This is a genomic window from Paenibacillus litoralis, from assembly GCF_046244365.1.
In the GTDB taxonomy this organism is placed as follows: Bacteria; Bacillota; Bacilli; order Paenibacillales; family NBRC-103111; genus Paenibacillus_V.
The window spans coordinates 1759072-1785264 of sequence record NZ_CP176395.1; the positions used below are offsets into that span (position 1 = coordinate 1759072).

A 26193-nucleotide genomic window follows, 5' to 3' on the forward strand; every position below is an offset into this window, starting at 1 on the left:
TGACTTCATTATAGCATATTGCGCGGAAAATGAAACAATTTGTATCAAAAAATCGAGCCAAGCAACAGTAAAATGCCGTCCATGTCATTTTTATGCCGGATCTTACGGACACATGTCACAATTCATTAATTACCACTAAGAGAACATTTATGTTATACCCGATAGGAATACTTTTTTTGGTCTGCCGTAAAAATCCGTAAACTTATCCTTCGAGCCTGCATAGGTATTTAATACGCTTCTTATTTCGTTCACCTTGGAAGGACATCCGGAGGATGCTTCATGACACGCAAAGGGGACACGAGCAGATGGGAGGAGGCAACCATGGACATATTCAAACGCATTTCCGAGCATAGGGCGGAAAACGAACGGTTGGCATGGAGCGGAACGTTCAGGCAGTATATCGAAAAGGTTCGGCAGCAGCCAGAGCTCGCCATGACCGCGCATGCGCGTGTCTACCGGATGATCGCGTCGAACGGTGTCACGGAGGAGAACGGACATGTGACCTATTCGTTTTTCGAGAACGATATATTCGGACTCGACCGTACGCTGGAGAAGCTGGTAGAGGAATATTTCCATTCCGCCGCTAGAAGATTGGACGTCCGCAAACGGATCCTGCTGCTGATGGGACCGGTGAGCGGAGGCAAGTCGACGATCGTCACGCTGCTCAAACGGGGACTGGAGCGCTTTTCGCGTATGGAGGAAGGCGCGGTGTTTGCCATCAAAGGCTGTCCGATGCACGAAGAGCCGCTGCACCTTATTCCCCAGGAGCTGCGCGCCGACGTGGAGCAAGAACTTGGCGTCAAAATCGAAGGCTCGCTCTGTCCGTCCTGCCAGATGCGGCTGAAAACCGAGTATGAAGGCCAGATCGAGAACGTAATGGTCGAGCGTGTCGTTCTGTCCGAGGAAACCCGTACCGGTATCGGAACGTTCAGTCCGTCCGACCCGAAATCGCAGGATATCGCCGATTTGACGGGAAGCATCGACTTTTCGACCATTACGGAGTTCGGCTCGGAATCCGATCCGCGCGCCTACCGGTTCGACGGGGAACTGAACAAAGCCAATCGCGGCATCATGGAATTCCAGGAAATGCTCAAATGCGACGAGAAGTTTTTGTGGAACCTGCTGTCGCTTACGCAGGAGGGCAATTTCAAGGCGGGACGGTTCGCGCTTATTTCCGCTGACGAGTTGATCGTGGCGCATACGAACGAATCCGAGTACAAAGCGTTCATTGCCAACAAGAAGAACGAAGCGCTGCAGTCGAGGATGATCGTCATGCCGGTTCCTTACAACCTGAAGGTGTCGAAGGAGGAAAAAATATACCACAAGCTCATCGGCCAGAGCGACATGAGCCATATTCATATCGCCCCGCACAGCCTGCGCGCGGCGGCTATTTTCTCCATACTTACCCGCTTGAAGGAAACGAAGAAACAAGGCATGGATCTGGTCAAAAAAATGCGCATGTACGACGGCGAAGCGATTGAGGGTTACAAGGAAGCGGATCTGAAGGAAATGCAGAACGAATATATGGAGGAAGGGATGACGGGCATCGATCCCCGCTACGTCATCAACCGGATTTCGAGCGCGCTCATCCGTCACGACGTCAGCTGCATCAACGCTCTGGATGTGCTTCGTGCGATCAAGGACGGACTCGACCAGCATCCTTCGATCACGAAGGATGAGCGGGAGCGCTACTTGAACTTCATTTCGACGGCGCGCAAGGAGTACGACGAGCTGGCGAAGAAGGAAATCCAGAAGGCGTTCGTTTATTCCTTCGAGGAGTCGGCGAAGACGCTGTTCGAAAACTACCTCGACAACATCGAAGCGTACTGCAACTGGGGTAAGCTGAAGGATCCGCTGACCGGAGAGACGATGGACCCGGACGAAAGGCTGATGCGGTCGATCGAGGAGCAGATCGGCATTTCCGAGAACGCGAAGAAGGCGTTCCGCGAAGAAATTTTGATCCGGATGTCGACGTATTCGCGCAAAGGGAAGAAGTTCGACTACAACACGCATGAGCGGCTGCGCGAAGCGATCGAGAAGAAGCTGTTTACGGACCTGAAGGATATCGTCAAAATTACGACCTCGACGAAAACGCCGGACGAAATGCAGCTGAAGCGGATCAACGAAGTAACCGCAAGGCTGATCGACCATAACGGCTATTGCCCGGTATGCGCCAACGAATTGCTGAAGTATGTGGGAAGCTTGCTGAACAGATAGTAACAGGCGCTGCAGGAAGAACACGCCCGGTTGCGGGGGAAATGCATGGCTTGGCAAGGCATGTGAATGACGAACGGAGAAGTATGCGCCACCAACCTTTCGGTTGGTGGTTTTTTGCCGTTGTTTCGAAGCCCCGCAAAGGAACGGAATCCTGATTCAATCGCAGCTTGCAGGGTGACCGAGTCATCCGTTCAGAACGATTTGCGGCTCGACGTCAGCCGCGCTTGTACGGTACGGGCGTAGTCGGTCGGCGTCATGTCCGTCGCTTTTTTGAAATCGGTGGAGAAATAATGGACGGTGCTGTAGCCGAGCCGTTCGGCGATTTCCGTTATGTTGTGCGACTCCTCGCGGATGAACGCTTTTGCCCGTTCGATTTTGAGATGCTTCCAAAATTCCAGACAGCTGCGGCCGGTTTTCTTTTTGAAAAGCGTTTTGAGCTGCGTTTTGCCGATCGAGAACATTTTGCATAGCTCGTCCAGCGTATGGTTTGCCGCTATATTCTCCTCCATGAAGCTGATGATGCTTTGGGCAAGATCGGCTTCGGTATTTTCGCGCATGGCGGAAGAAGGCTTGGCGTCCCCTTGGCTATCGCTGCTTACGGCGTTTTTGCAGATCAAGCGGATCAAGAAGATTTCGAGGTAGTTTTTGATCAGCTGTTCGCCCCCGAAGGGGCCGTCCTCGCGTCCGGTCAAGTACGGGATAAACCATTTGATGGGCGGATCGAACGCCTCCATCCCCTCCCGCACCATCTCCGCCAGAATGAGCCTGTCGCTTTCATCGAGCCGAAACCGCTTATTTTCGAAAAGCGTCATGCACGGAGAGCGGCTATCGAAGGACAGGATGATCAAATTCGTGGCTTCCCGCGAGTTCGCTCCCCCCCTGTGGAACAAATTCGGCTTATAGAAAAACACCTCGCCCTGCGTCAGCCGGTACTCCCCGAAATCCGTATAAATATGCATTTCGCCTTTATCTACATAGATGAACTCCCAGAAATCGTGCTTCTCGCCCGTCGAGTAAAAGTTACGGGATAACTCGAAATAGTGGAACGTATACAGATTGTCGATCGTGAGGTCGCTGCGAAGCACGTACTTTTTTCTGGCAGCGTAGATTCGTTAGTGTTAGGGAAGAGGATCGGCAGGGGCTGAAGCGAGGCACGCGTGAGTTAACGGCAGTGCGGTAGGTAGACGTTGACGTATAGAGAGTAACAGTAAGGGCTGCCTGGGGTGAGGCAGCAAGTTTAGGTTAGTTAATGTGAGAAGCGCGGAAGTCGTGCGAGTTAAGCGGTGGTGCGGTGTTGAAACGTTGGTGCAGGGAGAGTAACAGTAAGGAGCTGGCTGGGGTGAGGCAGTGAGTTTAGGTTAGTTAATGTGAGAAGCGGAAGTTGTGCGAGTTAAGCGGTCGTGCGGCTGCTGAAACGTTGGCGCTGGGGAGAGTAACAGTAAGGGCTAGGGAGCTTCCAGTCTGCTGGCTCCAGCCTTAGTGAACCCGGATTCACTAATAATGAACCTAAATTCACTATTTATGCCCTCAATGCCAATTGCAGAGTCGATAGTGAATAGAGGTTCACTAATAGTGAACCTTAGCGTAGTTTAGGGACGTCTGATTCACTAAACGGTGGAATTCCCCTTCCCGGCATGGCAAATAGTGAACATTGGTTCATAAATAATGAACCTAAGTTCTATTTTCCATACGGGGTAGATCGGACGCCTGCTCAGGCGACTTTCGTTTTCTTCACCGCTTTACAACGCCGGAATTTATGTTTCCCGCCGGCAAGCGCCCTCCCCGCAGATTGACACTCCACTATGAGGCTCCGGCTAGACGGAGCCACTTATAGCAACGGCCGGTGCCGGTGCCGCTGCTTGCTACGGAAACAGCAGCTCCGGCTGGTCGAACGCCTCTTTCCAGGCAAGCGATCCGGCGCCGATCAGGTTGGCGTGTTCGCCAAAGCCGGTGAAGCGGATTTCCGCGCGGCTGGCCGCTGCGGGAAGCGCCTTCCCCTGCATGCTTTGGCGAACGCGGCCCAGCAGCCGCTCCCCGAGCATCGTCATTTCGCCATGGATGACGATGAGCTCCGGGTTAAACAGATTGACGATGTTGCCGAGGCCGACCGCCAAATAATCGCCAAGCTCGTCAATCGCCGCCAGCAGAGCTCCGGCATCGCCATGCTCTACAGCCTGGGCGACAAGCCGAACCGTCAGCGGTTCGCCGTCCTGCACGCGGGCGTTCAGCCAATTGGAACCGGGCAGACACTCCCGTACATTCGCGAGCAAGGCGTCGGAGGACGCGTACGTCTCCCAGCAGCCCCGATTTCCGCAGCGGCAAGGACGGCCGCCCATTTGCACAACCGTATGGCCGACCTCGCCGAAGCTTTCGTCCATACCGCGTACCATATGGCCGTCGATCAGCAGGCCTGCGCCGATTCCTCCGTCAGTGAACAAACTGATGAAATTTCGCTTCCGCTTGCCGAGCCCGAACCACTGCTCCGCCAGCGCCGAGTTTCGGCACTCGTTGTCGATCCAAACCGGGAGTCCGAACGACTCCAGTTCGCGGTCGATGCGCAGTCCGTTCACCTCCGCGAAATTGACTGCGGTCGTCGAGCCTAAATGCCGGACTACAAGCCCGGGTAAGCCGACTCCAATGCCGACGACCGGCATGCCGGAGCCATGTGCCAGCTTCAGCACGCGGCCGGCGACTGCCGCTAGCGTCGAGCCTACCGTTTGCTGCGACGGATGTGGCGGCAAAGGCTCTGCGATCCGGTGATGCAGGCCGCCGAGCAGGTCGACGACGGCCCCCTCCACTTGGCGCGCGCCGATGTGGAGAGCGGCGGCGAACCGGCCTACGGGGTTAACCGTAATGAGCTTGGGCTTCTTGCCGCCCTGCTCGGTTGATGCGCCGACGCCGCTTATTTTCAGAAAACCTTCGCCGATCAACTCGTCGACGAGACTGGAGGACGTCGGCATGCTGATGCCGAGCGTCTTCGCAAGTTCGGGCTTCGTCGTTTCTTCCGCGTGCCTCGCCAGCTGCAAAATATTCAGTTTGTTTGTCCGTTTCGAGTCGTTTCTTTTGAGCAGCATGCCGCAACGTACTCCAGTCTATGGTTTGTATCTTGGAAATTTATTTAGTTCAGGCCGTAACCTCAGCAACGCCGCACCAGGCGACCATCGTTTGCGCGAACATTTTGACCAGATTCAGAAAATCCTCGATATCGATAAATTCATCGGGCGCATGGGCGTTGCCGCCTTTCGGCCCCCAGACGATAGCCGGGGTGTCGCTATGCAGGTTGAACATGAACGAGTCGCAGGCGAAGGCCGCGCCGCGAACCGGAAGTCCCTGCTCATAATAGCGTTTTCCGATCGCGCTGGTCAACGGCAAAATATCGTGACCGTCCGGGATACCGCTTCCCGGCAGGAAACGGATCAGCTTTTCGTAGCGGATATCCGTACCGGATAGAAGCTCGTCGGCTTCGCTCAGCCGCGTCATGAAGCTCACGAAGTCGTCAAACAGCTCGTCTTCGCCGGTTTCGGGATAGCACTGGATCCAGACGTCGATGGAGCATGTGCCCGGCGTCCGGTCTTGAAGCGGCACGTGGACGGCGCCGGCGCGAACGCCCTGAATATACGAGGTCAGCCCGGGATCGTTCGAAAACCATGCGGAGGCGGGCTTTTTCAGAGCGTGTGCGGCTTGATACTCGCGGAACAGCAGCAGGAAGCGCGCCGCCGCGAAAACGGGGTTGACCGGCTCCTCGCCGCTGAACGACCGTCCCGCTTTGCCGTGAAACGTGATGCGGTACATACCGCCGCCCTGATTTTCCGGACTAACGGTCAAATTCGTCGGCTCCGGCACGATCGCAACATCCGCCTTATATCCGCGAAGTCTCGCCGCAAGCGTACCGTTCGCTCCCCCGTATTCTTCGTCGACGACCGTCTCGATCAGAACGTCGCCGGCCAGCCGGATGCCGAGCTCGTCAAGCGCTTGAAGCGCAGCGATCGCCGCAACCATGCCGCCCTTCATATCGAAGATGCCGAGTCCGTACTGCTTGCCGTCCCGAACCTCGCCTGCAAAAGGATCGACGGACCACGGCTCGTCCCCGCGCGGAACCGTATCCATATGTCCGGAAAACAGCAGCGACCTTCCAGCTCCGGCGCCTTTCTTCCGGCCGACTACATTGAATCGGTTCTCGTAGTGGCGCCCTGCCAAATAAGCCGGATGCTCCTTGATCCCGGCAACCTCGTCCGGCGTAAAACGATCCATCTCGCAGCCGAACCTCTCCAAAAGGCCGTATACGACCTCCTGCACGCGCGTTTCATCCCCGTAAGGCACGCGGTTTTCGCTTGGAACCGAAACGAGCGAGCGGTTCAACTGCAAAATATGCTCCGCTTTCCCGTCGACCCAGCGGTCGATCCGGTCCTCGATCTCCATGTTTACGTTAGCCGTCATCGTTTTTCTCTCCCTATGGACGTATTATTCCTGGCATATTTGGCCGCCGTCGACAACAAGCTCCGTACCGGTAATAAATGACGCTTCGTCGGAAGCGAGGAAAGCGAACGCGTTCGCCACTTCCTCGGTCGAGCCGCGGCGTTTGAGCGGGATTTTGGCCAAATATTGCTGCAGCTCTTCTGCGGGCTGTCCGCCTTCCAGCGCCAAGTCCGTTTGAATCGCGCCCGGGCATATCGAGTTGACACGGATGCCGTACGGGGCTAGCTCGATCGCCATCGTCTTGCCGAGCAGTACGATACCGGCCTTGGAGGCGTTATAATGAGCAAGCGCTTCCTCGCCGAGGATGCCGTTCGTCGACGCCATGTTGACGATGACGCCGGATTTTTGCTTCGCCATGACGCGCGCTGCGATCTGCGAGACGATGAACGTGCCGGTCAAATTGACGGCCAGCGTATCGTTCCAGTTCTTGTCTTCAATCTCAAGGAACGGCTCGAAACGGGCGATTCCCGCGTTGTTCGCGAGGATGTCGATCCGTCCGTATTGCCGGACCGTTTCGTCGATCATGGCCTGCACATCCTCGCGCTTCGTAACGTCCACCGCAAAAGGCGTAACGGTTCCGAGGGCCGCCAGCTTGCCGGCGGTTTCCTCAATGCGCGCCTTCAGCGCGTCGCAAATGACGACGGTCGCCCCCTCCAGCAAAAATTTGCGCGCGATGGATTCGCCGATTCCCCGTCCCGCGCCGGTGACGATCGCTATTTTGCCTTTCAAACGCATGGTTGCCATGCCTCCCGCATTTAGTTAATTAAGTTATTTAACAAACTAATTCACAACCATTATATGTCACGGCGCAACTGCGTACAACACTTATTTAGTCGTTTTTGGATCAGTTGTATGGGAGAGTGCTCTTGTTCCGGATCTATGTGAGATTTGCGGATAATGGGTATAGGAATAATCGCGCATCGGTCTGGAGACCGAAATGCATTTACCGCGTGGGGCGGAAGTAACCGTATATTTTTTCCATTATGATAGAACAAGGTTAAAGGCCGAGGCCGAAGGGAGAGATCACGCAACATGCAAGCAAGTAAACAAAACACCGGACTGATCGTCCTGTCGATGGCGCTGGGGCTTCTGATGTCGTCGCTGGACAATACGATCGTTTCGGCTTGTATCAGCGATGTCATTAAGGACATCGGGGGCTTCGATAAAATGACGTGGATTTTCACGGCATATATGCTCGCGGCGACGAGTACGATGCTCATTTTCGGCAAAATGTCCGACCTGTTCGGCAGAAAGCTGTTTTATTTGATCGGCATCGGCTTGTTTTTGCTCGGTTCGGCTTTATGCGGGATGGCGCAAACGGTCGATCAGCTGATCTGGTTCCGCGTGATACAGGGAATCGGCTCGGGGGCGCTGTTTCCGATCAGCTTCACGATTATTTACACGGTGTTCGGCGATCCGAAGCAGGCGGCGAAGTTATCCGGCGTTTTCGGAGCTATTTTCGGCTTATCCTCCGTGGCGGGTCCTCAGCTTGGGACATTCATCGCCGAGCATTGGAGCTGGCGCTGGTGCTTTTACGTCAACGTTCCGATCGGCATCGCTTCGTTTCTCATTTTGCTGTTCGCGCTGAAGGAATCGCGTTCCGAAGCGAAGCCGAAAATCGACTACTTGGGTACGGTGCTGCTGATCGCCTCTACGGTCTCGCTCATGCTCGCGCTCGAATGGGGAGGCAAGGAGTATGCCTGGTCGTCGTGGCAAATTTTGACGCTGTTTACCGTGGCGGGCGTGTCCGGCGTCCTGTTCATACCGGTCGAGCGGAGAGCCAAAGAGCCTGTGCTGCCGCTGCATTTGTTCAAAAACCGGATGGTTGCCGGCACCAGCATCGTCTGCTTCTGTCAGGGTGCGATTATGTTCTCCGCGGTGACGTATTTGCCGATTTTCTCCGTGGCGGTGCTGCAGCAGGCGAACTCGAACAGCGTACTGACGCCGATGATGGCTTCCGTCATCGCCGGTGCGATGGGCTTCGGCTTCCTGCAAACCAAATTTGCGTTCCGCACCTTGATGCTGTTTTCGATGGCGATGGGCGTTCTCGTCTCGATCCTGCTGGCGACGGTCGGGGTGGATGCGGGCAAGGGCTACATGATTCTGCTTATGATCATCCTTGGCTTTGGCGCGGTAGGTCCGATGATGAGCGTAGCGCAAAATGCCGTCGCGGCGAACGTCGAGGCGAAATATATGGGCATCAGCTCGTCGGTCGTCGGCTTCTGGCGAAGCATCGGCGGCGTGCTCGGCGCATCGATCATGGCGACGATCGTCAACAACGATCTGAAGCAACGGATAACGGACGAAGCGGCGAAGCAGCAAATTCCGGCCGAGCAAATCGACAAGATGGCCAATCCGGAGCTGTTGATGCGCGCCGGCGACAGCATCCCGCCGCAAATGCACGACTTCCTGCGCGACGCGCTCGGAACGGCGATCAATCACGGCTTTATCCTGTGCATCTGCGTAGCGGGAGTCGGCATCGTGACCGCTATGTTCGTCGGGCCGGGCCGTCTCGACATGACGAAGAAGCAGGAAGGCGTCGGACACGCGGCGTAACGCATTGGATGTTAAAAAGCCTGCAGGCACCTATAGGACATAGGGCTTGCAGGCTTTTTGAGGCTTCGAGGCGCTTGGTCGCGGCTCGATCGCCGCATCGCCGAAGCCTTGCAGCGCGTTCCTCTAACGGGGATTCTTGCCTCTGGCAAGCGCCGGCAGCAGAGCTTTTTCACTCGGCCCCCGGAAGCCAGGCTTCAGCCTTACGATTGCAGTGCGGCGATTTCCGCGATCCGGTTCTCAGCCCGCGAACGCTCCGCGGCGAAGCCGATTTGATGGCCGTATATGGATTTCTCCAAGGATGTGGAGGACAGGGAAGGAGTCCCGCCGCGCAATGCGCTCACGAAATCCGCTACCAGCCGCAGGTCGCCGCCGCCGTGCATATCCGCGGATACGCTCAGCTCGATCGTCTCCTCGGAATAGGTTTGTCCCGGGCTGTCGTCAGGATGCCGGATAACATAGCGGCCATCCTCCATCGTGCCCGAAATTTCGCCCTTCGTTCCGGTGATGTGGATCGTGCGGCTCGGTTTGGCGGTGGCTCCCGTGAGGCTGTGCGATGCGGTGCTGCCGTCCTCGAATTCGACGATGACCGACTGATGATCGACGACATCGTTGTCGCAGCGCCATACGCAGCGGCCGTAAGGATTGATTGTGCGCAGCGATTCGAGTTTGCCGGCAATGTCGTCCTTGTCGAGGTTCGTACGGTCCCACACATAGGCGCCCCATAAATTTTGCTTCACATATAAGCGCTTGGCCGAGTAGGAGCAGTTTTCTTCGATCGGACAGTCGGCCAAACATCGCGTTCCGGCGCCTTCGGGCGCTTTTTCCTTGCGGAATTGAGACAGGCCGCCGAAGCTGCTTACCTTTACCGGACGAATGCCGCCCTTCAGCCAAGCGATCAGGTCGAGATCGTGGCAGCATTTGGCCATCAGCATGGGGGAGCCGCAGTTTTCGACGCTGTTCCATTTACCGCGGACGAAGGCGGTTGCCATATGGTGATAGCTGACGTTTTCTTCGGTTTGAATGGCGACGATGTCACCGATCACGCCGGATGCCAGCCGCTCGCGGATATCCGCGTAGAACGGCGCATATCGCAGGACGTGGCAAATCATGACGGTTCTCCCGTGTGATGCGGCGGCGTTATGGAGCTCCAGCACTTCTTCTTCGCTAACGCCGATCGGCTTCTCCAGAAGGACGTCATAGCCCGCTTTCAGCAGCGGCAGAGTAGTTTGAACGTGCAGCTGATCCATCGTTCCGTTGATCGCGGCATCCGCTATTTTCGGGCGGTCAATCAGCTGCTCCACCGATGCGAAGCAGTGATCTTCTGAGAAACCAAAGCGCTCCGCGGTGGAGTTGCGCCGTTCCGGATCCGGGTCGACGACGCCGACGATTCGGAAGTTCTGCGGATGCGTCTCGGCATAAGTGGCGTACAGCAGGCTGCGATGGCCGGCCCCGACGATTACCGCAGTAATCGGCTGTGAAACGGAGCGGCTTGATTGAGCGTTTTGCGAATCTGAGTTCGTCGACATGGAGAAACCCCTTTTCCGAAACATATTTGGAGGATAGCCGGTATAAACAAGGATGAAATGTAATCGATTTCTATAATCAGATTACAAGGAGGCGGGGTGCAAATCAACAGTAAAGTACAAAAAAACCGATTACTTTTTTTTATTCCGGAAGTGCCTATTATTTTAGAAAGGGATATGTTACACTTTTTTATAGAAATCGATTTCTTACGTAAACAACTCCGTAAATGCTGCCGTCAGACCGGACGGCTGGGGGCTGCGAGCGGGGGAATGGGATCGGTCGGTCGCCCGCAGCGGACAGTCTTCCGTCAAGCTGAATCCGGACGCGAACAATACGTGGAACGTTCTGAATACGGAGCCGAACAAAGAAATTGCAGTCGTGCCCGGCAGCAAATACGTGCTTACCGGCTGGGTTAAAAACAGCGCAACTGCCGGATCGGCGGCTCTGGGTATCAGACAGATCGACGCGAACGGAGCAAGCGTCACCTATACGTGGACGGAATCGGCGAAAAACAGCGATTGGACGAAGCTCACCGTCGCTTTCACCGAACAGCCGCTTACTAAGCGGGTATCGGTATTCTTCAAAGTGGATCAGGCCGCGAACGGTCCGGCATGGCTGGACGATCTGGAATTGCGGGAAGTACAGCCTTAAGCTTAGGCAGTCAGGCAAGGCGAATTAGGATAGCAAGTAGGGAGTGGGGCAAGCTGCTCTAGTAAGCAAGAAGGATGGTTATTTCGTTAAAAGGGTTGAGCACCGGATGATTCCGGCTCAATCCTTTTTTTTCGATCATCCGCCTGTCTATAGTGAACAGGGGTTCACTATTTATGAACCTAAATTCACTATTTTCACTCGATCTCCCTTATTGGAGCGGATAGTGAAGCAAACGAGACTATTTGGCCGTAAGGTTCACTATTAGTGAAGTTCTCTTCACTATTTCGTATGGAGGCGCGTTTTTGATCCCGATAGTGAAGAAAGGTTCAGTAATAGTGAAGAAAGGTTCACTATTCCTATACTGCCTGAAGAAGGGCTATGCGGTTTGGCGGTATCTCCTTTCGGTCACTCTTGTGTTCAGGAAATTTGGATTGGAATCCGCATGATTGCGGACATTCCCGAACACAAAGGCGACCGCTTACGCTCCTTCAGGTGACACTCGCCATCCCTATAGCGTTCTTCTTTAGCTTTCTCACAAATTGTACGGGGTGTCTTCGAACCCCGTTTATTGCATTTCCGCGACCACGACGCGTCTCTCCCGCCTATATTCGCCCGGCGTTACGCCGGTCAGTCTCCGGAACATTCTCGTGAACGAATTGGCGTTCTGATAGCCGACCTGGAGGGCGACTTCATGTATTTTGCAGTCCGTCGCTTCCAGTATTTCTTTGGCCTTCATGATCCGGACGTCGTCCAGACAATCGCCGAACGTTTTGCCGGTTTTGTTTTTGACGTACTTGCACATGTAGCCGGTCGACAGATTCAGCTTCTCCGCAACGGCGTCCGGACCGATGTCCTCTCCGTAATGCTGCTCCATATAAGCCAGGACGTATTCGATAATCGGATCCTTTTCCATTCGTTTCTCGTTCATAAGAGCGGACGCATAACCGATCAAGCTTCGGAAGAAGTCGTCGTATTGCTCCTCCGTAACAAACTCTTTGATCTGTTCGTAGGGTGACAGCTCCTCCTGCAAATCCCCCGCATTAATATTTTGCAGCATGAGCGCCAGCAGCGTTTTGGAAACGACCTCGCCGGCTAGCTGCCTGTATTGCTCGGCCGTACCGTTCGAACGAAGGCGGTTCATCATCCGTCCGATCATCAGCATGATGTCCGCTTCGTTGCCTGCCGCGAGGTGCGCGGTAAACTCCTTCTCCTCCGACGGCGTCAAATGAAAGTCCGGTTGCGGACTGGCGCAGTCCGTGACGATCTGGGTCTCGCCGTTCAGCTTGCGGCGTCGAACCATCTCGCGCGCCTCGTCATAAGCCGCCGTAAAGCCGCTCGGGCTGTATTGAACAGGATTGAAGGCGATGGTGACGTAATAATATTCGCTGTCCGTGTCGAATACATGCTTCATGGCACCCAGCGCATTCCGCAAAGCGCCCGAGGCGTCGGGCTCGGCAAACACGATCGAGAAGATCAAATCCTTCTCCGACTGCACCGTCTCCGATTGCGGGAAAGCCTGCTGGACGTTCAATTGGATAAATTCGAGAATATGGGATTTTTTCTGCTCCTCGGTGATCAGCTCGTGGAAGCGGCGAGTGAAATGGATATGGAACATGACGAAAAAATACGGTCGGGACGTATCGATCAAATTTTGCACGTCGCGGCTGCCGATCGGGATGCTTTTCACCTTGTTCCAATAGCCGTATTTTTTGAGCAGCGTGTTTTTGTTCTGCAAATCCTTATGAATGCTTCGGTTGGAGGCGATAATGGTCCGCAAGTTTTCGACGATCATGTTGAATTCGTTGATTTTGCTGCCGAGCTGGATGTTCGGATTCATTTTGTACATCGAATCGATGATTTTCTGGATCGGGCTCTTGAACCGGATGCTCAGCAGCACGGAAATGATCAAGCTCAAAATCAACGAAAGCGCCAGCAGCACGATCAGGACGACGCTCAGGCTGTATATTTTGGAAGCGATGTTCTGATTCGGGATGACGTTGACGTAAGTCAAGCCGGATTTCTCGCCCTTGGCATAGAAGTAGTAATTGTTGTCTTTCGTAAAATAAGGCTTGGACGGGTCGAACGCGAGCGGGGATAACGCTTGTTCCTGTTCGCCCGAGCTGTAGAAGACCGTTCCGCCGCCGTCCGTCATATAGAAAAGGTCGGAAACGGATAAATGATACTTGCGATAGATCGCGGACGCATCAAGCAAGGCGGCGATGTAGTACTGCTTTTGCAGCTTGCTCTTGACGATCACGGGGAACAGACTGCCGGCAGGCTCTATGGAGCCGTTGAAATTTCTTCTCGTGAAATCCGCAGCGGGGAAAATACGCATGTAATAGTCCTCATCGACCTGCTTCGCCCAGAATGTGGCGTCATACGCAGGACTGATGTACTGATTGGCGAACATGTCGTTTTCCTTCATCAAGCCGCTTTTGTCGACGAGGAAGGAATGGCGGCCGTTGTAGAGAAACATATTATCCAAGCCGAGATTTTTGTAATTCGTGACGAGCGACGTAAATTCCTTGGCCAAGTCGTTCATCGCAAAAAAGTTGGTGTTATCCCGATTGAGAACGATTACATTTGCATTGTTATAAAAATTCGCGGCCACTTCCTCCATCACTTGAAAATGCTCCTCGTATTTGGATACCGTGTTGCTCATATTCAATTTGTTATACGTAATCACTTCTTCACGAATGCTTCCCGTAAAAAAGTTGAAAGAGAGCGCATTGAAAATGAACGAGATTACAATGATGACGATAAAACCGAGAAGCAGCTTCGTAAATAACGAGTTCCGTTTAACCCGCAATCCGTCGATCATCGCCAGCACTCCTTGCTTCATCATTTTGTTTCTTCCATCATAGACGATTTTGGAGTTCATCGGGAACATCCAATTTCGGATCATTTATTCATTCCCGGACATTTGCCGGCGGAAAGGCTCGAAACGGAATAAAGCAGCGAAAACGGAAGCTTTTCAGCGGACGGCAACTGCGGTTACGCTTCAAATGCAGGCGGCGTCATACGGCGGCTTGCCGATTCGCAAACCAAACATTTGAAGGGGGAAAGCAGAAATGAAACGAGCTCATCTTCTATCTGTAACGCTTTTATCCGCATTGTCGCTAGCCATTTCCGGCTGCAGCGGCAGCGTGGACAAGGGGCAGCCGAAAGACTCCGCGAAGCCGCAAGACAGCGTAAAGCCGCAGGCCAGCGGAACGGCCGCAAACGGCATGAAGGACGGCAAATACGACCCGCCGATCACGCTGACGACCGTTCGCGCGCAGCAGACGACAGTCAAATTTGCGCAAGGCGATTCCATTGAGAATAACGTATGGACCCGAGCATATGAAAAAGAATACGGCATTAAATTGAAGACGCTCTGGGCGGTCGATCCGAATCAGCTCGAGCAAAAAATGAATTTGACGATCGCATCCGGCGATATCCCCGACTTCTTTCAGGTTAATGCGACCCAATTCAAGCAGCTTGCCGAAGCCGGTCTGATCGCCGATATGACGGAAGCCTACAACAAGCACGCGTCGGAGGGCGTCAAGAAGCTGATGACCGAGGGCGGGGAAAAGGTGCTCCAATCGGCCACGATCGGCGGCAAGCTGATGGCCATCCCGTTTACCTCCCCTACCCAGGAAGGCTCCCAGATGGTTTACGTTCGGACGGACTGGCTGCAGAAGCTGAACCTGCCCGAGCCGAAGACGATGGACGATTTGCTTAAAATCAGCGAAGCGTTCACGACGAAGGATCCCGACGGCAACGGCAAGAACGATACGTACGGACTCGCCGTGGACAAAGATTTTTCGATCCTGCTCGGCTTCTTCAACAGCTTCCATGCCTACTACGGCATCAACATCAAGGACGCGAACGGAAACCTGGCGTACAGCACCATTCAGCCGGAGATGAAAACCGCGCTCAAGAAGCTGCAGGAGATGTTCAAGGCGGGGCAAATCGATCCCGAATTCGGCGCCAAAAACGCAACCAAAACGTACGAGATGATCGCGAACGGCAAAATCGGCATGTTTTATAACGGGCCGTACGCCGGCTTATATCCGCTGCAAGCGGCGAAGGACAAAGACCCGTCGATGGAATGGAAAGCGTTTCCGCTCGCTTCGGTGGACGGGAAGCCGGCCAAATCGCAGGTTGAGTTAGGCGTAGCGGGCTATTGGGTCGTCAAGAAAGGCGTCAAAAATCCCGAGGCCGTGCTCAAAATGCTCGACTTTTGGCTGAAAACGTTCTACGAAAACAAGTCGGACGATATTTACAAGGAGTTTAATACTTCTCCGACGGACAACAACCAGGTATGGCTGCTCAATGCCGTATCCGCTTACAAATCGTTCAAGAACGTCGACGAAAGCTTGCGCATTATCGAGGCGCTCGATACGAAGGATATGTCGAAGCTGACGCCCGAGGATAAAGGCGTATACGAGAAAATTCAAAAGTTTCAGGCCGGCGACCGCAGCAACTGGGGCTGGAATCTCATTTTCAACAAGGGCGGCTCGATGTCGGTTGCCGACCAATACCGGAAAAACAATCTGTATCTCAGCAACGAATTCATTACGACGCCGCTGACGTCCATGATCGAGAAAGGAACGGCGCTAACCAAATTGGAGTCCGAGGCGCTGACGAAAATCATTTTGGGCCAATCGTCCATCGACGAGTTCGACAAATACGTGGAGCAATGGAAGAAGCAGGGCGGAGACGAAATCGTCAAGGAAATTAACGAATGGTACAAAACGACCAAGTAAGCCGGTTGACGGGCGGGGGAGAACAATCGCTCCCTCTCCCTCCTTCTCCACTCCACGGGAGGACGCGCCTTCGCAAGAAGCTGGCGAACTGGCCGCTGCACCTGATGATCTTGCCGGGACTTCTCCTGGTGCTCGTTTATAATTACGGTCCGATGTTCGGGATCGTGATCGCCTTCCAGAAGTATATACCGGCCAAAGGCTTTTTCGGCTCCGAATGGGTAGGGCTTAAAAATTTCCGTTACGTGATGAGCTTGCCCGATACGCTCGAGGTGCTGAAAAATACGGTCTTTATCGCGCTGATGAAAATTGCGGTCGGACTGGTCGTTCCGATTACGATCGCTCTGCTGCTCAATGAGATCATGGCCAAATTCGTCAAGCGCGCCATTCAAACGCTCATTTATTTGCCGCATTTCCTGTCATGGACCATTCTCGGAGGCGTGCTGATCGATCTGCTGTCCCCTTCCGTCGGCATTGTCAATTCGATCATCGGTTTCTTCGGGTTCAAGCCGATCTATTTTCTCGGCAGCAACGATTGGTTCCCTTACGTGCTGGTCGTCACGAACGAGTGGAAGGAGTTCGGCTTCAGCACGATCATTTATTTGGCGGCGCTTACGAGCATCAACCCGTCGCTCTATGAAGCGGCGATCGTCGACGGCGCCGGAAGGCTGCGCCAAACGTGGCACATTACGCTTCCGGGGATGCGGCCGATTATCGTGCTGCTGGCAACATTAAGCCTGGGGAGCGTATTGAACGCCGGATTCGATCAGGTATTCAACCTGTACAATCCGCAAGTGTATGAGAGCGGCGACATTATCGATACGTACGTATACCGGATGGGGCTGATCAGCGCCCAATACAGCCCGGCTACGGCAATCGGACTGCTCAATTCGCTCGTTTCCTTCGTGCTGATTTCCGTCGCCTATATACTGGCGTACCGGTTTGCCAAGTACCGGATTTTTTAGATCCGCGTCACTTTGTGGGGATATAGAAAGGAGGAGGTGCGATGCGGGCATCCGGCTGGAGATTCGGCTTCAATCTATTCAATTATACGTTCCTGTGCCTGCTGGCCGTGCTGTGCTTGCTGCCGATCGTTCACGTTCTCGCCGTATCGCTTAGCGCGAGCCATGCGGCATCGGCGGGAATCGTCAAGCTATGGCCGGTCGGCTTCAATACGACGTCGTATGCCTACGTGCTCGGCAAGGAAGAATTTGTCCGTTCGCTGCTCGTGTCTTTGAAGCGGGTGGTTCTCGGTACGACGATCAATCTGCTGATGACCGTGCTGCTTGCGTACCCGTTATCGAAGGAATCCGCGAAGTTCAAATCGCGTACGTGGTACGTATGGATTTTCGTTGTCACGATCTTGTTTAGCGGGGGGCTTATTCCTTACTACATGATCATTAAAGCGACAGGCCTGCTCGATACGATCTGGGCGCTCGTCGTGCCTGGCGCAGTGCCTGTATTCAGCATCATTTTGCTGCTCAATTTCTTCCGCGGACTGCCGAAGGAGCTGGAGGAGGCTGCTTTTATCGACGGAGCCGGGCATCTGACTACGTTGTTCCGGATTTTTCTGCCGCTGTCGCTGCCGGCCTTGGCGACGCTTCTGCTGCTGACGATGGTCGGTCATTGGAACAGCTGGTTCGACGGTTTAATTTTTATGAATTCCCCTGAGCATTACCCTCTGCAAAGCTATTTGCAGACGATCGTGATCCAGAAGGATTTTTCGACGCTGACGGATTTGAATTCGGAGGCGCTGCGGCAAGTATCGGACAGAACGGTGAAAGCGGCGCAAATTTTTATGGGCGCGCTGCCCGTGCTCGTGGTATACCCGTTCCTGCAAAAGTATTTCATGAAAGGCATCGTGCTCGGAAGCGTGAAGGAGTAAGCTTCCGGTCAACGTTCGGAGGGAGATAACGATGAGATTCAGACAAATTCATCTTGACTTTCATAACCATGCAAATGTGCCGATCGGCACCCGCTTCTCGAAGCGGCAGTTTCAAGAAATGCTGCAGCTGGGCAACGTCGACTCGATCACCGTCTTCGCCAAATGCTTTCACGGGTGGGCCTATTACGATACGAAGAAGTTCGATAAGCATCCGGGCCTGCAGTTCGACCTGCTCGCCGAAATGATCGAGGCGGCCCACGAAATCGGCGTGAAGACGCCGGTGTACATCAACGTCGGGCTTGACGAGCAGCTGGCAAGACGCCACCCCGAATGGCTGATGCGCGACGAATTGGATCGGACGACTTGGGATGCGGGCTTTAAAGAGCCCGGCTTTCATGTGTTTTGCTTCCATTCGCCTTACTTGGAGCATATTGTGCAGCAAATTGAAGAGGTCGTTCATGGCTACGATGCGGACGGCATCTTCCTCGATATCGTATATCCGAAGGCTTGCTACTGCCACAATTGCCGGGCGACGCTGCTTGCCGAAGGGAAAGATCCGCACGACGAGAAGGCGGTCATGGAGCTGGCGGAGCGGGTTTATGCGAACTATACGGCGCAGGTTAACGAGCGGGTGCGGGCGATCAAGCCCGATATGGCGGTTTTCCACAATAGCGGGATTCGCTGCGGACGCCGAGATATCGCTGCGATGAACAGTCATCTGGAGGTGGAATCGCTCCCTTCGGGCGGATGGGGCTACGATTACTTTCCGATATCGGCAAGGTACTTGCAGCAGATCGAGAAACATATCGTAGGGATGACAGGGCGCTTCAACAAAAACTGGGGCGAATTCGGCGGCTACAAGCATCCGAACGCGTTCCGCTTCGAAGCGGCGTTAAGCCTGGCGCACGGGACTCGCTGCTCGGTCGGCGATCATCTTCATCCGGACGGTGTTATGGATCCGATCGTCTACAAGTCGGTGGGAGGCGCCTATCGGGAAGTGGAAGCGAAGGAGCCGTGGTGTGCGGGAGTCGAAAACGTGGCCGATGTCGCCGTTCTGGCGGTCGAGTCGCTCGGTCCTGCGGAAGAACGGATGGGGCGATCCGATATCGGCGCGTACCGCATTTTGCAGGAAGGGAACGTGCTGTTCGACTTTATCGACACGGATTCGGACTTCGCCGCCTACAAGGTCGTCATCTTGCCGGATAAGGTGCGGATTACGCCGAAGCTCGCCGTTAAATTAGAGCGGTTTTTCGAGAACGGCGGCAAGGTGCTGGCTACCGGCGAATCGGGGCTGAACGAGGCCGGCGATGCGTTCGCGATCGACCTCGGTGCCAGCTGGATCGGCGCGAATCCGTTCCAGCCGGATTTTTTCCGGCCTCATTTTGCGACGCGCAGCTTGGGAGAAGGCTCGTTCGTTTTCTATGCGCAGGGGCAAAAGGTGGCGCTCGGCGCGGGCGGTACCGAGCTCGGCGTCCGGGAAGACCCGTATTTCAACCGAGGCGCGAACGCCTATTATTTCACCCACACGCCGAATTGCCGCAACGATGCGGGACCGGGCATGGTCGAAAGCGCGAACGGCATTTATCTTGCCTGGAACGCGTTTCTGGACTACGGCGAGAACGCCAGCCTGTTCGTGAAAGAGACGATCCTTCATGCGCTGGATCTGCTGCTTGGGGCCGGCAAAACGCTCGAGACGAGCTTGCCTGCGCAAGGCATCGTTTCGCTGCAGCATCAGCCGCACGAATCGCGGTACGTGAACCATCTTCTGTATGCGTTCCCGGTAAAGCGAGGCAAAGAAATGGAAATCATCGAGGATATCACGCCGATTTACGATATCGACGTTACGCTGAATATAGCAGGACGCGTGAACCGGGTCTACTTGGCGCCGCAGCTGGAGGAGCTTCCTTACGAACAAGAAGGCGCAACGATCCGTTATAAGGTACCGGTTATCGATTGCCATCAGATGGTTGTCATCGACTGTCAATAGCCCGATTAAGGGCAAGCGGGCAATACGGTAACTGATGCCTACTGCTATACGGTCAAGAAGAATGCGGCTGGGGATCAGTTCGGCATATTCATCAAATGACGACAGGAGAACAGACGATGAGACTGATTAAAAGGGCCGTTCATATCGATTTTCATACGATGCCGGATATTCCCGATCTGGGGGCCGGGTTCGATGCCAAAGCGTTCGCCCGAACGCTCAAGGACGCGCGCGTCGACTTTATTAATGCATTCGCCAAATGCAACATCGGCTTTGCGTATTATCCGAGCGGAATCGGGATTCCGCATCCGCATCTGAAATTCGATATGCTGGGGCAAATGGTCGAGGAGTGCCATAAGCTCGGAATCGGCGTGACGGCCTATTTCAATGTCGGACTCGATCATGAGATGGCCCGCAAGCACCGGGACTGGTCGATCGTCAACAAGGAAGGCCAGGTCATATACGGCGACAGAACGGCCAACTTTTTTCGCAACATGTGCTTGAACTCGGGCTATCGCGACTATATGCTCGGCATGATCCGCGAAGTGGTCGAGCGTTACCCGGTAGACGGTGTCTTCCTCGACTGCATCCTGGTCAATCCGTGTTACGGCGACGAATGCTGCGAGGGGATGAAGGAACGCGGCAGGAACCCGCTCGACGACGACGACGTGCGGGCGTATGCCAAAGAGACGCTGATGGAGTTTTGCCGGGAAGTGAAGGACATTGTCGGGGATGAGCGGTTTCTGTATTTGAACGGGATCGAAACGCCGGATACGGAAGGGCTCAACACGCACGGGGAGATCGAATGCTTGCCGAGCGGATGGGGGTACGATTTCTTCCCGGCCCAAGTAGCCTATACACGCAACGTGAGGCCGCAGACGTTCTACATGACGGGCCGCTTTCAGACGAATTGGGGCGATTTCGGCGGCATTCAGAGCAAGGCTTCGCTCCTGAACGATTGCTGGGATGCGATAAGCAATGCGTCCGCAACGTCCATCGGCGATCATATGCATCCGAGGGATGGGCTCGACCCGGTCGTGTACCGGCTGATCGGCGAGGTGTATACCGAGCTGGAGCGGCTCGAGCCCTGGACGGACTATGCCAAAGCCGCCGCGGATATCGCCGTTCTGACGCCGGAAAGCGGAAGGCTCGGAGACTGCCACTCCGGCGCTGTCCGCTTGCTGGGGGAGCTGAAGTACACGTACGATATCGTGAACGAGCGGCTCGACTTATCCAAGTACAAGGTGCTGATCCTGCCGGACGAGGTAACGGTATCGCCGCTGCTTAAGGAGAAACTGAAGGCCCATCTGGCTAAAGGCGGAGGGATCGTCAGTTCCGGGGAATCGGGCTTGAATCCGGACAAAACGGCGTTTGCGCTGGACGAATGGAACATGACCTATGAAGGCCCCGATCCATGGAACGCCTCCTATTTCAAAATGCTCGAGGATACCGGAGGCCAAGTACCGGCTATGCTGCACGCGATGTACGAGCAAGGCATCCTCTTGCAGGTGCGGGAGGGAGCAAGCGCCGTCGCCGACTACTACCAGCCGTATTTCAACCGGAAATGGGACGGATTTCACGGCTACTTCTACACGCCGCCAGAGAAATACGCCGGCCGGCCGGCGCTTGCAAAATCCGGGCGCATTTATCAATTTTGCCACCGGATCTTCACCGATTACATTCGGAAGGCAGCGCCCATGCACAAATATATGGTCGCGCATTGCTTGAAGCAGCTGCTTCCCGAGCCGCTCGTCATCTGCGAACGGATTCCGGCCTCGGCGCGCGTTACGGTGACGGAAAAGGAAAACATGCAGATGATCCACGTCAAACTGACGCATCCGGAGCCGCGCGGCACTTATAATATCATCGAGGATTTTCCGGTACTGACGGAAGGCGTCGTCAGCGTACGGGAGGACGGGATAGCGGTCAAGGCGGTATACGCCGCTCCGTCCCGGGAGCCACTGCCGTATACGTCGGATAACGGGTATATCCGCATCCCTCTGCCGAGGGTAGAAGGGTATCTGATTGTGGTTGTGGAGCGGTAGCTCCATTGCGGTTGCTGGTCGTGTATACGGTTCCCCGGCCTTATGAGACCGGGGAACCGTTTGCTTTAGTTCGCCCGGACGGCGTCCGGGTCAAAGCGAAGTCCGGGTACCTTATCGGGTCCCCGGACTTTTTTTGGATAGGAAAGAATAAAGAAAGCTCAGCATATTCAGAGATTGTCTCATCATCATCTTGCACGGTATACAACATATTAGCATCAGGAGGAGTGGGGATGAAAGGAATGCTGTAGATTTTACAACATTTCGCAGAAAAAGGGCCGATAAGGGCAAACTTTTGTTCAGAATGCTGCAGTTCATACAACACTTTGCTTCTTGGGCAAAAAAAATCATGAAAAAGCTGTACAATATGCAATAAGCGACGAAGATGCCGCTATATAAACGGTGTGACCGTCGTATCTCGATCCTACTCTTTCACGCTGCCGACGACAATACCTTTAATAAAAAACCTCTGCAGAAACGGATAGACAAGAAGAATAGGCAGAGCGCCAAGAAAGATTTGCGCCGCGTTGATGGTGCGGTTGGAAAGTGTCTTCATCAGTTCGGCTTCCTCAGGGCTTGCCGCCGAGAACGATTTGTCGATGATGACGGTTTTCAAATAGCTCTGCAGCGGGTAATTGTCCGGAAGATTCATATAAATGATGCCGTCAAACCAGGAATTCCAATGTCCGACCATGGAGAATAAAGTCAGCGTCGCGATCGACGGAGCGGATAAAGGAATGTAAATGCTCCATAACGTACGGAAAGGCGTCGCTCCATCCATTTGCGCGGATTCCTCCAGCTCCTTCGGCAGCCCGCGGAAAAAATTCAGCATCAGAATGACGCTCGTGACGGGCACGATACCGGGCAAAATGAGCGCCCAGATCGTATCGATCAGCCCGGTCGTTTTGACGGTCATGTACGTCGGGATCAGACCGCCCGAGAACAATATCGTGATCAGGAAATACCAGGCGTAATAGGTGCGCCACTTAAAGACGGAAGCTTCCTTCGAAAGCGGGTATGCGGTGATGACGACCATTATCATATTAAGAGCGGTTCCGAGGATTACGCGCTTGACGGATATGCCGAACGATTCAAGGAAAGCCGCTTTGCCGAACACGAACCGATAAGCCGACGTCGTCCACTCGACCGGCCACAACGTCACCTTTCCCGCAGCCGTAGCTGCGCTGGAACTGAAAGAAACGGCCAAAACATGAATAAGCGGGAACAGGCAAAGAAAAGCCAAGAAAGATAAAAAAATATAATTAGCGACAAGGAATGTTTTGCGCCCTATTGACATGCTCTGAATCAATGTGTCGTCCTCCCGCTAAAAAATGCGATATCTTGCGAACCGGTAAGCCAAGTAATAAGAGACCGAAATAAATACGAAGGAAATGATCGATTTCAAAAGCCCGACCGTCGTCGCATTGCTGTACTGGGCGTTCAAAATGCCCATACGGTATACGTAGGTGTCGATAATGTCTCCGGTCTCGTAGACGAGCGGATTGTACAAATTAAATACTTGCTCGAAGCCCGCGTTCAGAATGCCGCTCATGCTCAAGGTTGCCAGCAAGACGATAATCGGCCTCATGCCCGGAAGCGTAATATGCCATGTTTGTCTCAGCCGGCTCGCACCGTCCATAACCGCCGCCTCGTAAAGCGCGGGATTGATCGAAGTGAGCGCCGCCAAATAAATAATGGTGCTGAAGCCGAATTCTTTCCACTCGTTCGTGACGACCAGCAAATAAGGGAAAATATCCTTGTTGCCGAGAAAGAAAATCGGTTCGAAGCCTACCCATTGGATAAGCTGGTTCACGATACCGTCCGACGGGGATAAAATATCGATCAGGATGCCGCCAAGCAGCGTCCAGGAAAGAAAATGCGGAAGGTAGACGATCGTTTGGACTCCCCGTTTGAAAACTTGCTTGGATATTTCGTTTAATAGCAGGGAGGTGCAAATCGGTGCGACCAGGCCCATGACGATTTTCATCGATGCGATGAATACGGTGTTCCAGAATACGCGGCCCGTTCCGGGCAAGCTGAACGTATAATAAAAATTTTGCAAGCCTACCCATTCCGAACCGAAAAAGCCTTTAGTCGGCACATACTGCTGAAAAGCCATGACCAAACCGAACATGGGAATATACTGATACACGAAAACGAAAAGAAATGCCGGTAAAAGCATCAAGTGAAGATAGCCGTTATAGGATAAACCTTTCTTCATGAAGCCGTCCCTCCGATTGAAGCGGAGAGGAGAGGAATGGATGCGCCCTCTCCAATCCGGTGAAGATTATTTTTGCGTGGCGAACCAGTCGTTCACTTCTTTGGTTATTTCATCGCCGCCGAGTTTTTTCCATGACGCGACGAAGTTGTCGAACTCGCTTACCGGAGCGGTGCCCATAATGATTTTGGTGAACGTTTCCAGCATCATCGCCGTCAGATTCGCTTGCTTGCTGACCATGGCAGTGGTAGGCGTAGTCGTAAATTGATTCGGCATGAACTGATCGTTTTTCAGGTACTGCTCGAGTATTCTTCCCGACCCTTCGGAACTATTTTGGGCGCTTTCCCACCACAAGGACTGGTCGCCGGCTTTATACTTCATAATCCTATCGTATATGGCGCGCTGCTGCGGAGTAATTTCCGCCAGCTTCTTTTTGCCGCTCAGAACGGCATTGACCTGCTGGTAGGAGTCGAGATTGTTTAACGGCCGATACATTTTGGCCGGCGCCAGGAACCAAACCGGATTCGGATCTCCCGGCGGCGCGATAAACGTTTTATAATCTTCGTCCGAAGTCGTAAAATAGAACTTGTCCAAAAACACATCCAATATTTTTAAAAGTGCCTCCGGGTTTTTGCTTCCTTTTTTGACAACCCAGTAAAAACCATAAACATTCAAATCATGCTGCAGCTTGACAGGTTTATCGTCGATGGAAGGTACGGGATAAGAATTCCATTCCACGTTCGGCAAGCTCGTCGATGCGGGATAGGCGGCTCCGCCTCTGTCGGAGAAGAAAATGCCGACTTTATTCGCGCCGATCGTTTCGATCGCTTTTTCGCCGTTTTTCACGGCAAATTCAGGGTCAATATGTCCGGCTTTGAAGATTTCTTGCAGCTTGCCGAGCGCGGTTTTCATCTCGGGCTGAATGCTGCTGAACGCCAGCTTTCCGGAGGCATCTTTTGTCCAAATATTGTTGTAAGCATGAAAACCGTTCAACAAGCCGGTCAAATAATAAAGGTCTTTGTCCAGCATGATTCCGAACGTATCTTTCTTATTGTTGCCGTCCGGGTCCTGCTCGACGAATGCCGCGGATATTTTCAGTAGATCGTTCATCGTTTTCGGCTCCGACAAGTTCAGCTTTTTCATCCAATCGCTCCGAATCCATACCACCGGCACGCTTTCCCGCTGCAGTCCCGTCCAAGGGATGGCCATCAGCTTGCCGTCGATCGTCGCCGATTTCAGCACCTCCGGCCCGGCTTCCTGCATCAGCTGCTTGACGCGCTCCGGCGCGTACTTCTCGTATACTGCGGTCAAATCCTCGATTAATCCAGCCTGGCTAAGCTGTTTGAACTGCAAGGGCTCCGCTGCAAAAAAATCCGGGATATCGCCCGATGCGATCATCAGGTTCGTTTTTTGCTGGAGCTCCTCTCCCGAGGTCGTCGCCCACTTTCTTGTCACTTTGATGCCTAGCTTATCTTGGATGTATCTAGTCCACATATTGTTGTTGATGTCGTCCCCATTCGCGAACTTGACCAGCGAGGTATAGTTGGATACGGTCGTCACTTCGATCGGCGGATCGTACTTGGACGAGCTTCCCGGATCGGTCTTCGGCGGCGGGCTGCTTTCGGCTGCTTCCGGTTTTTTGTCGGAGCTGCACGCTGCCAGTACGGTTGACAAAGCGAGCAGTAGCGCCAGCCCCTTGACCGGTTTGCGGGTCAATCGAATACGTCTTTGTTTCATTCTCAATGGGCCCCCTCTTTGATTGGATGTTGCACGTTCACGCCGGGTGAAGCTTGCGGCGGCTCGGTGCTGATTCTTAATCTAGCCCAGTATGCAGGCTGATAGTAGATGCAATTTTTCATATCGTAATAAATAACGGCCGGGCATGAAAAATG

At 53.9% G+C, this 26193-nt stretch carries 17 protein-coding genes; 8 read left to right on the top strand and 9 right to left on the bottom strand.

Features of this window, described 5'->3' with window-relative positions; all coding sequences use genetic code 11:
* The first annotated feature begins 321 nt into the window (after positions 1-321).
* The gene (locus ACKGJP_RS07325) at positions 322-2217 is read left to right on the top strand and encodes a PrkA family serine protein kinase (RefSeq protein WP_409345009.1); all 1896 of its coding nucleotides are present in this window, start codon (positions 322-324) and stop codon (positions 2215-2217) included.
* 191 nt (positions 2218-2408) lie between these two features.
* Here the strand turns inward: ACKGJP_RS07325 and ACKGJP_RS07330 are convergent, their stop codons facing one another.
* The 4 genes from ACKGJP_RS07330 to ACKGJP_RS07345 all read right to left on the bottom strand — a co-directional run bounded on the left by ACKGJP_RS07330 (position 2409) and on the right by ACKGJP_RS07345 (position 7428).
* Positions 2409-3302, bottom strand: a complete 894-nt coding sequence (locus ACKGJP_RS07330) for a helix-turn-helix domain-containing protein (protein ID WP_409345010.1) — start codon at positions 3300-3302, stop codon at positions 2409-2411.
* A 777-nt stretch (positions 3303-4079) separates the two neighbouring features.
* Positions 4080-5291 carry an ROK family protein gene (locus tag ACKGJP_RS07335; RefSeq protein ID WP_409345011.1) on the bottom strand — a complete coding sequence of 404 codons (1212 nt, stop codon included), beginning with the start codon at positions 5289-5291 and terminating at the stop codon, positions 4080-4082.
* Positions 5292-5340: 49 nt separating this feature from the next.
* Positions 5341-6654 carry a M20/M25/M40 family metallo-hydrolase gene (locus ACKGJP_RS07340; protein ID WP_409345012.1) on the bottom strand — a complete coding sequence of 438 codons (1314 nt, stop codon included), beginning with the start codon at positions 6652-6654 and terminating at the stop codon, positions 5341-5343.
* 24 nt (positions 6655-6678) lie between these two features.
* Positions 6679-7428: an SDR family NAD(P)-dependent oxidoreductase gene (locus tag ACKGJP_RS07345; RefSeq protein ID WP_409345013.1), complete on the bottom strand. Its 750-nt coding sequence runs from the start codon at positions 7426-7428 to the stop codon at positions 6679-6681.
* 297 nt (positions 7429-7725) lie between these two features.
* On the opposite strand from ACKGJP_RS07345, the gene ACKGJP_RS07350 reads away from it, so the two are divergent.
* Positions 7726-9249 carry a DHA2 family efflux MFS transporter permease subunit gene (locus tag ACKGJP_RS07350; protein WP_409345014.1) on the top strand — a complete coding sequence of 508 codons (1524 nt, stop codon included), beginning with the start codon at positions 7726-7728 and terminating at the stop codon, positions 9247-9249.
* 200 nt (positions 9250-9449) lie between these two features.
* Here the strand turns inward: ACKGJP_RS07350 and ACKGJP_RS07355 are convergent, their stop codons facing one another.
* Positions 9450-10775 (bottom strand): Gfo/Idh/MocA family protein, encoded by a 1326-nt coding sequence (locus tag ACKGJP_RS07355; RefSeq protein WP_409345015.1) that lies wholly within the window; start codon positions 10773-10775, stop codon positions 9450-9452.
* 253 nt (positions 10776-11028) lie between these two features.
* On the opposite strand from ACKGJP_RS07355, the gene ACKGJP_RS07360 reads away from it, so the two are divergent.
* Positions 11029-11424 (top strand): carbohydrate binding domain-containing protein, encoded by a 396-nt coding sequence (locus ACKGJP_RS07360; RefSeq protein ID WP_409347095.1) that lies wholly within the window; start codon positions 11029-11031, stop codon positions 11422-11424.
* Positions 11425-11989: 565 nt separating this feature from the next.
* Here the strand turns inward: ACKGJP_RS07360 and ACKGJP_RS07365 are convergent.
* Positions 11990-14329, bottom strand: a complete 2340-nt coding sequence (locus ACKGJP_RS07365) for a helix-turn-helix domain-containing protein (RefSeq protein ID WP_409345016.1) — start codon at positions 14327-14329, stop codon at positions 11990-11992.
* A 166-nt stretch (positions 14330-14495) separates the two neighbouring features.
* Here ACKGJP_RS07365 and ACKGJP_RS07370 point away from each other — a divergent pair, with 166 nt between their 5' ends.
* The 5 genes from ACKGJP_RS07370 (at position 14496) to ACKGJP_RS07390 (ending at position 22086) form a co-directional block, all read left to right on the top strand.
* Complete coding sequence (locus ACKGJP_RS07370; RefSeq protein WP_409345017.1) at positions 14496-16175, top strand: extracellular solute-binding protein; 1680 nt, start codon at positions 14496-14498, stop codon at positions 16173-16175.
* Positions 16176-16279: 104 nt separating this feature from the next.
* Positions 16280-17137, top strand: coding sequence for an ABC transporter permease (locus ACKGJP_RS07375; RefSeq protein ID WP_409347096.1), 858 nt, complete (start codon positions 16280-16282; stop codon positions 17135-17137).
* Positions 17138-17178: 41 nt separating this feature from the next.
* Complete coding sequence (locus ACKGJP_RS07380) at positions 17179-18057, top strand: carbohydrate ABC transporter permease (protein ID WP_409345018.1); 879 nt, start codon at positions 17179-17181, stop codon at positions 18055-18057.
* 31 nt (positions 18058-18088) lie between these two features.
* Positions 18089-20044 carry a family 10 glycosylhydrolase gene (locus ACKGJP_RS07385; protein WP_409345019.1) on the top strand — a complete coding sequence of 652 codons (1956 nt, stop codon included), beginning with the start codon at positions 18089-18091 and terminating at the stop codon, positions 20042-20044.
* 116 nt (positions 20045-20160) lie between these two features.
* The gene (locus ACKGJP_RS07390; RefSeq protein WP_409345020.1) at positions 20161-22086 is read left to right on the top strand and encodes a family 10 glycosylhydrolase; all 1926 of its coding nucleotides are present in this window, start codon (positions 20161-20163) and stop codon (positions 22084-22086) included.
* Between the two features lie 421 nt (positions 22087-22507).
* On the opposite strand, the gene ACKGJP_RS07395 is transcribed toward ACKGJP_RS07390, so the two are convergent.
* The 3 genes from ACKGJP_RS07395 to ACKGJP_RS07405 form a co-directional block, all read right to left on the bottom strand.
* A complete protein-coding gene (locus tag ACKGJP_RS07395) occupies positions 22508-23392 on the bottom strand; it encodes a carbohydrate ABC transporter permease (RefSeq protein ID WP_409345021.1) in 885 nt (294 codons plus the stop codon).
* 15 nt (positions 23393-23407) lie between these two features.
* Positions 23408-24304 (bottom strand): ABC transporter permease, encoded by an 897-nt coding sequence (locus ACKGJP_RS07400; RefSeq protein ID WP_409345022.1) that lies wholly within the window; start codon positions 24302-24304, stop codon positions 23408-23410.
* Between the two features lie 66 nt (positions 24305-24370).
* Positions 24371-26038, bottom strand: a complete 1668-nt coding sequence (locus tag ACKGJP_RS07405; protein ID WP_409345023.1) for an extracellular solute-binding protein — start codon at positions 26036-26038, stop codon at positions 24371-24373.
* Between the last annotated feature and the right edge of the window lie 155 nt (positions 26039-26193).

What these genes read in the sequence shown, in the direction of transcription:
- ACKGJP_RS07325 (WP_409345009.1), top strand. Translation starts at nt 322, where the DNA reads ATGGACATATTCAAACGCATTTCCGAGCATAGGGCGGAAAACGAACGG.
- ACKGJP_RS07335 (WP_409345011.1), bottom strand. Translation starts at nt 5,291, where the DNA reads ATGCTGCTCAAAAGAAACGACTCGAAACGGACAAACAAACTGAATATT.
- ACKGJP_RS07340 (WP_409345012.1), bottom strand. Translation starts at nt 6,654, where the DNA reads ATGACGGCTAACGTAAACATGGAGATCGAGGACCGGATCGACCGCTGG.
- ACKGJP_RS07345 (WP_409345013.1), bottom strand. Translation starts at nt 7,428, where the DNA reads ATGCGTTTGAAAGGCAAAATAGCGATCGTCACCGGCGCGGGACGGGGA.
- ACKGJP_RS07350 (WP_409345014.1), top strand. Translation starts at nt 7,726, where the DNA reads ATGCAAGCAAGTAAACAAAACACCGGACTGATCGTCCTGTCGATGGCG.
- ACKGJP_RS07355 (WP_409345015.1), bottom strand. Translation starts at nt 10,775, where the DNA reads ATGTCGACGAACTCAGATTCGCAAAACGCTCAATCAAGCCGCTCCGTT.
- ACKGJP_RS07365 (WP_409345016.1), bottom strand. Translation starts at nt 14,329, where the DNA reads ATGATCCGAAATTGGATGTTCCCGATGAACTCCAAAATCGTCTATGAT.
- ACKGJP_RS07370 (WP_409345017.1), top strand. Translation starts at nt 14,496, where the DNA reads ATGAAACGAGCTCATCTTCTATCTGTAACGCTTTTATCCGCATTGTCG.
- ACKGJP_RS07375 (WP_409347096.1), top strand. Translation starts at nt 16,280, where the DNA reads ATGATCTTGCCGGGACTTCTCCTGGTGCTCGTTTATAATTACGGTCCG.
- ACKGJP_RS07380 (WP_409345018.1), top strand. Translation starts at nt 17,179, where the DNA reads ATGCGGGCATCCGGCTGGAGATTCGGCTTCAATCTATTCAATTATACG.
- ACKGJP_RS07385 (WP_409345019.1), top strand. Translation starts at nt 18,089, where the DNA reads ATGAGATTCAGACAAATTCATCTTGACTTTCATAACCATGCAAATGTG.
- ACKGJP_RS07390 (WP_409345020.1), top strand. Translation starts at nt 20,161, where the DNA reads ATGAGACTGATTAAAAGGGCCGTTCATATCGATTTTCATACGATGCCG.
- ACKGJP_RS07400 (WP_409345022.1), bottom strand. Translation starts at nt 24,304, where the DNA reads ATGAAGAAAGGTTTATCCTATAACGGCTATCTTCACTTGATGCTTTTA.
- ACKGJP_RS07405 (WP_409345023.1), bottom strand. Translation starts at nt 26,038, where the DNA reads ATGAAACAAAGACGTATTCGATTGACCCGCAAACCGGTCAAGGGGCTG.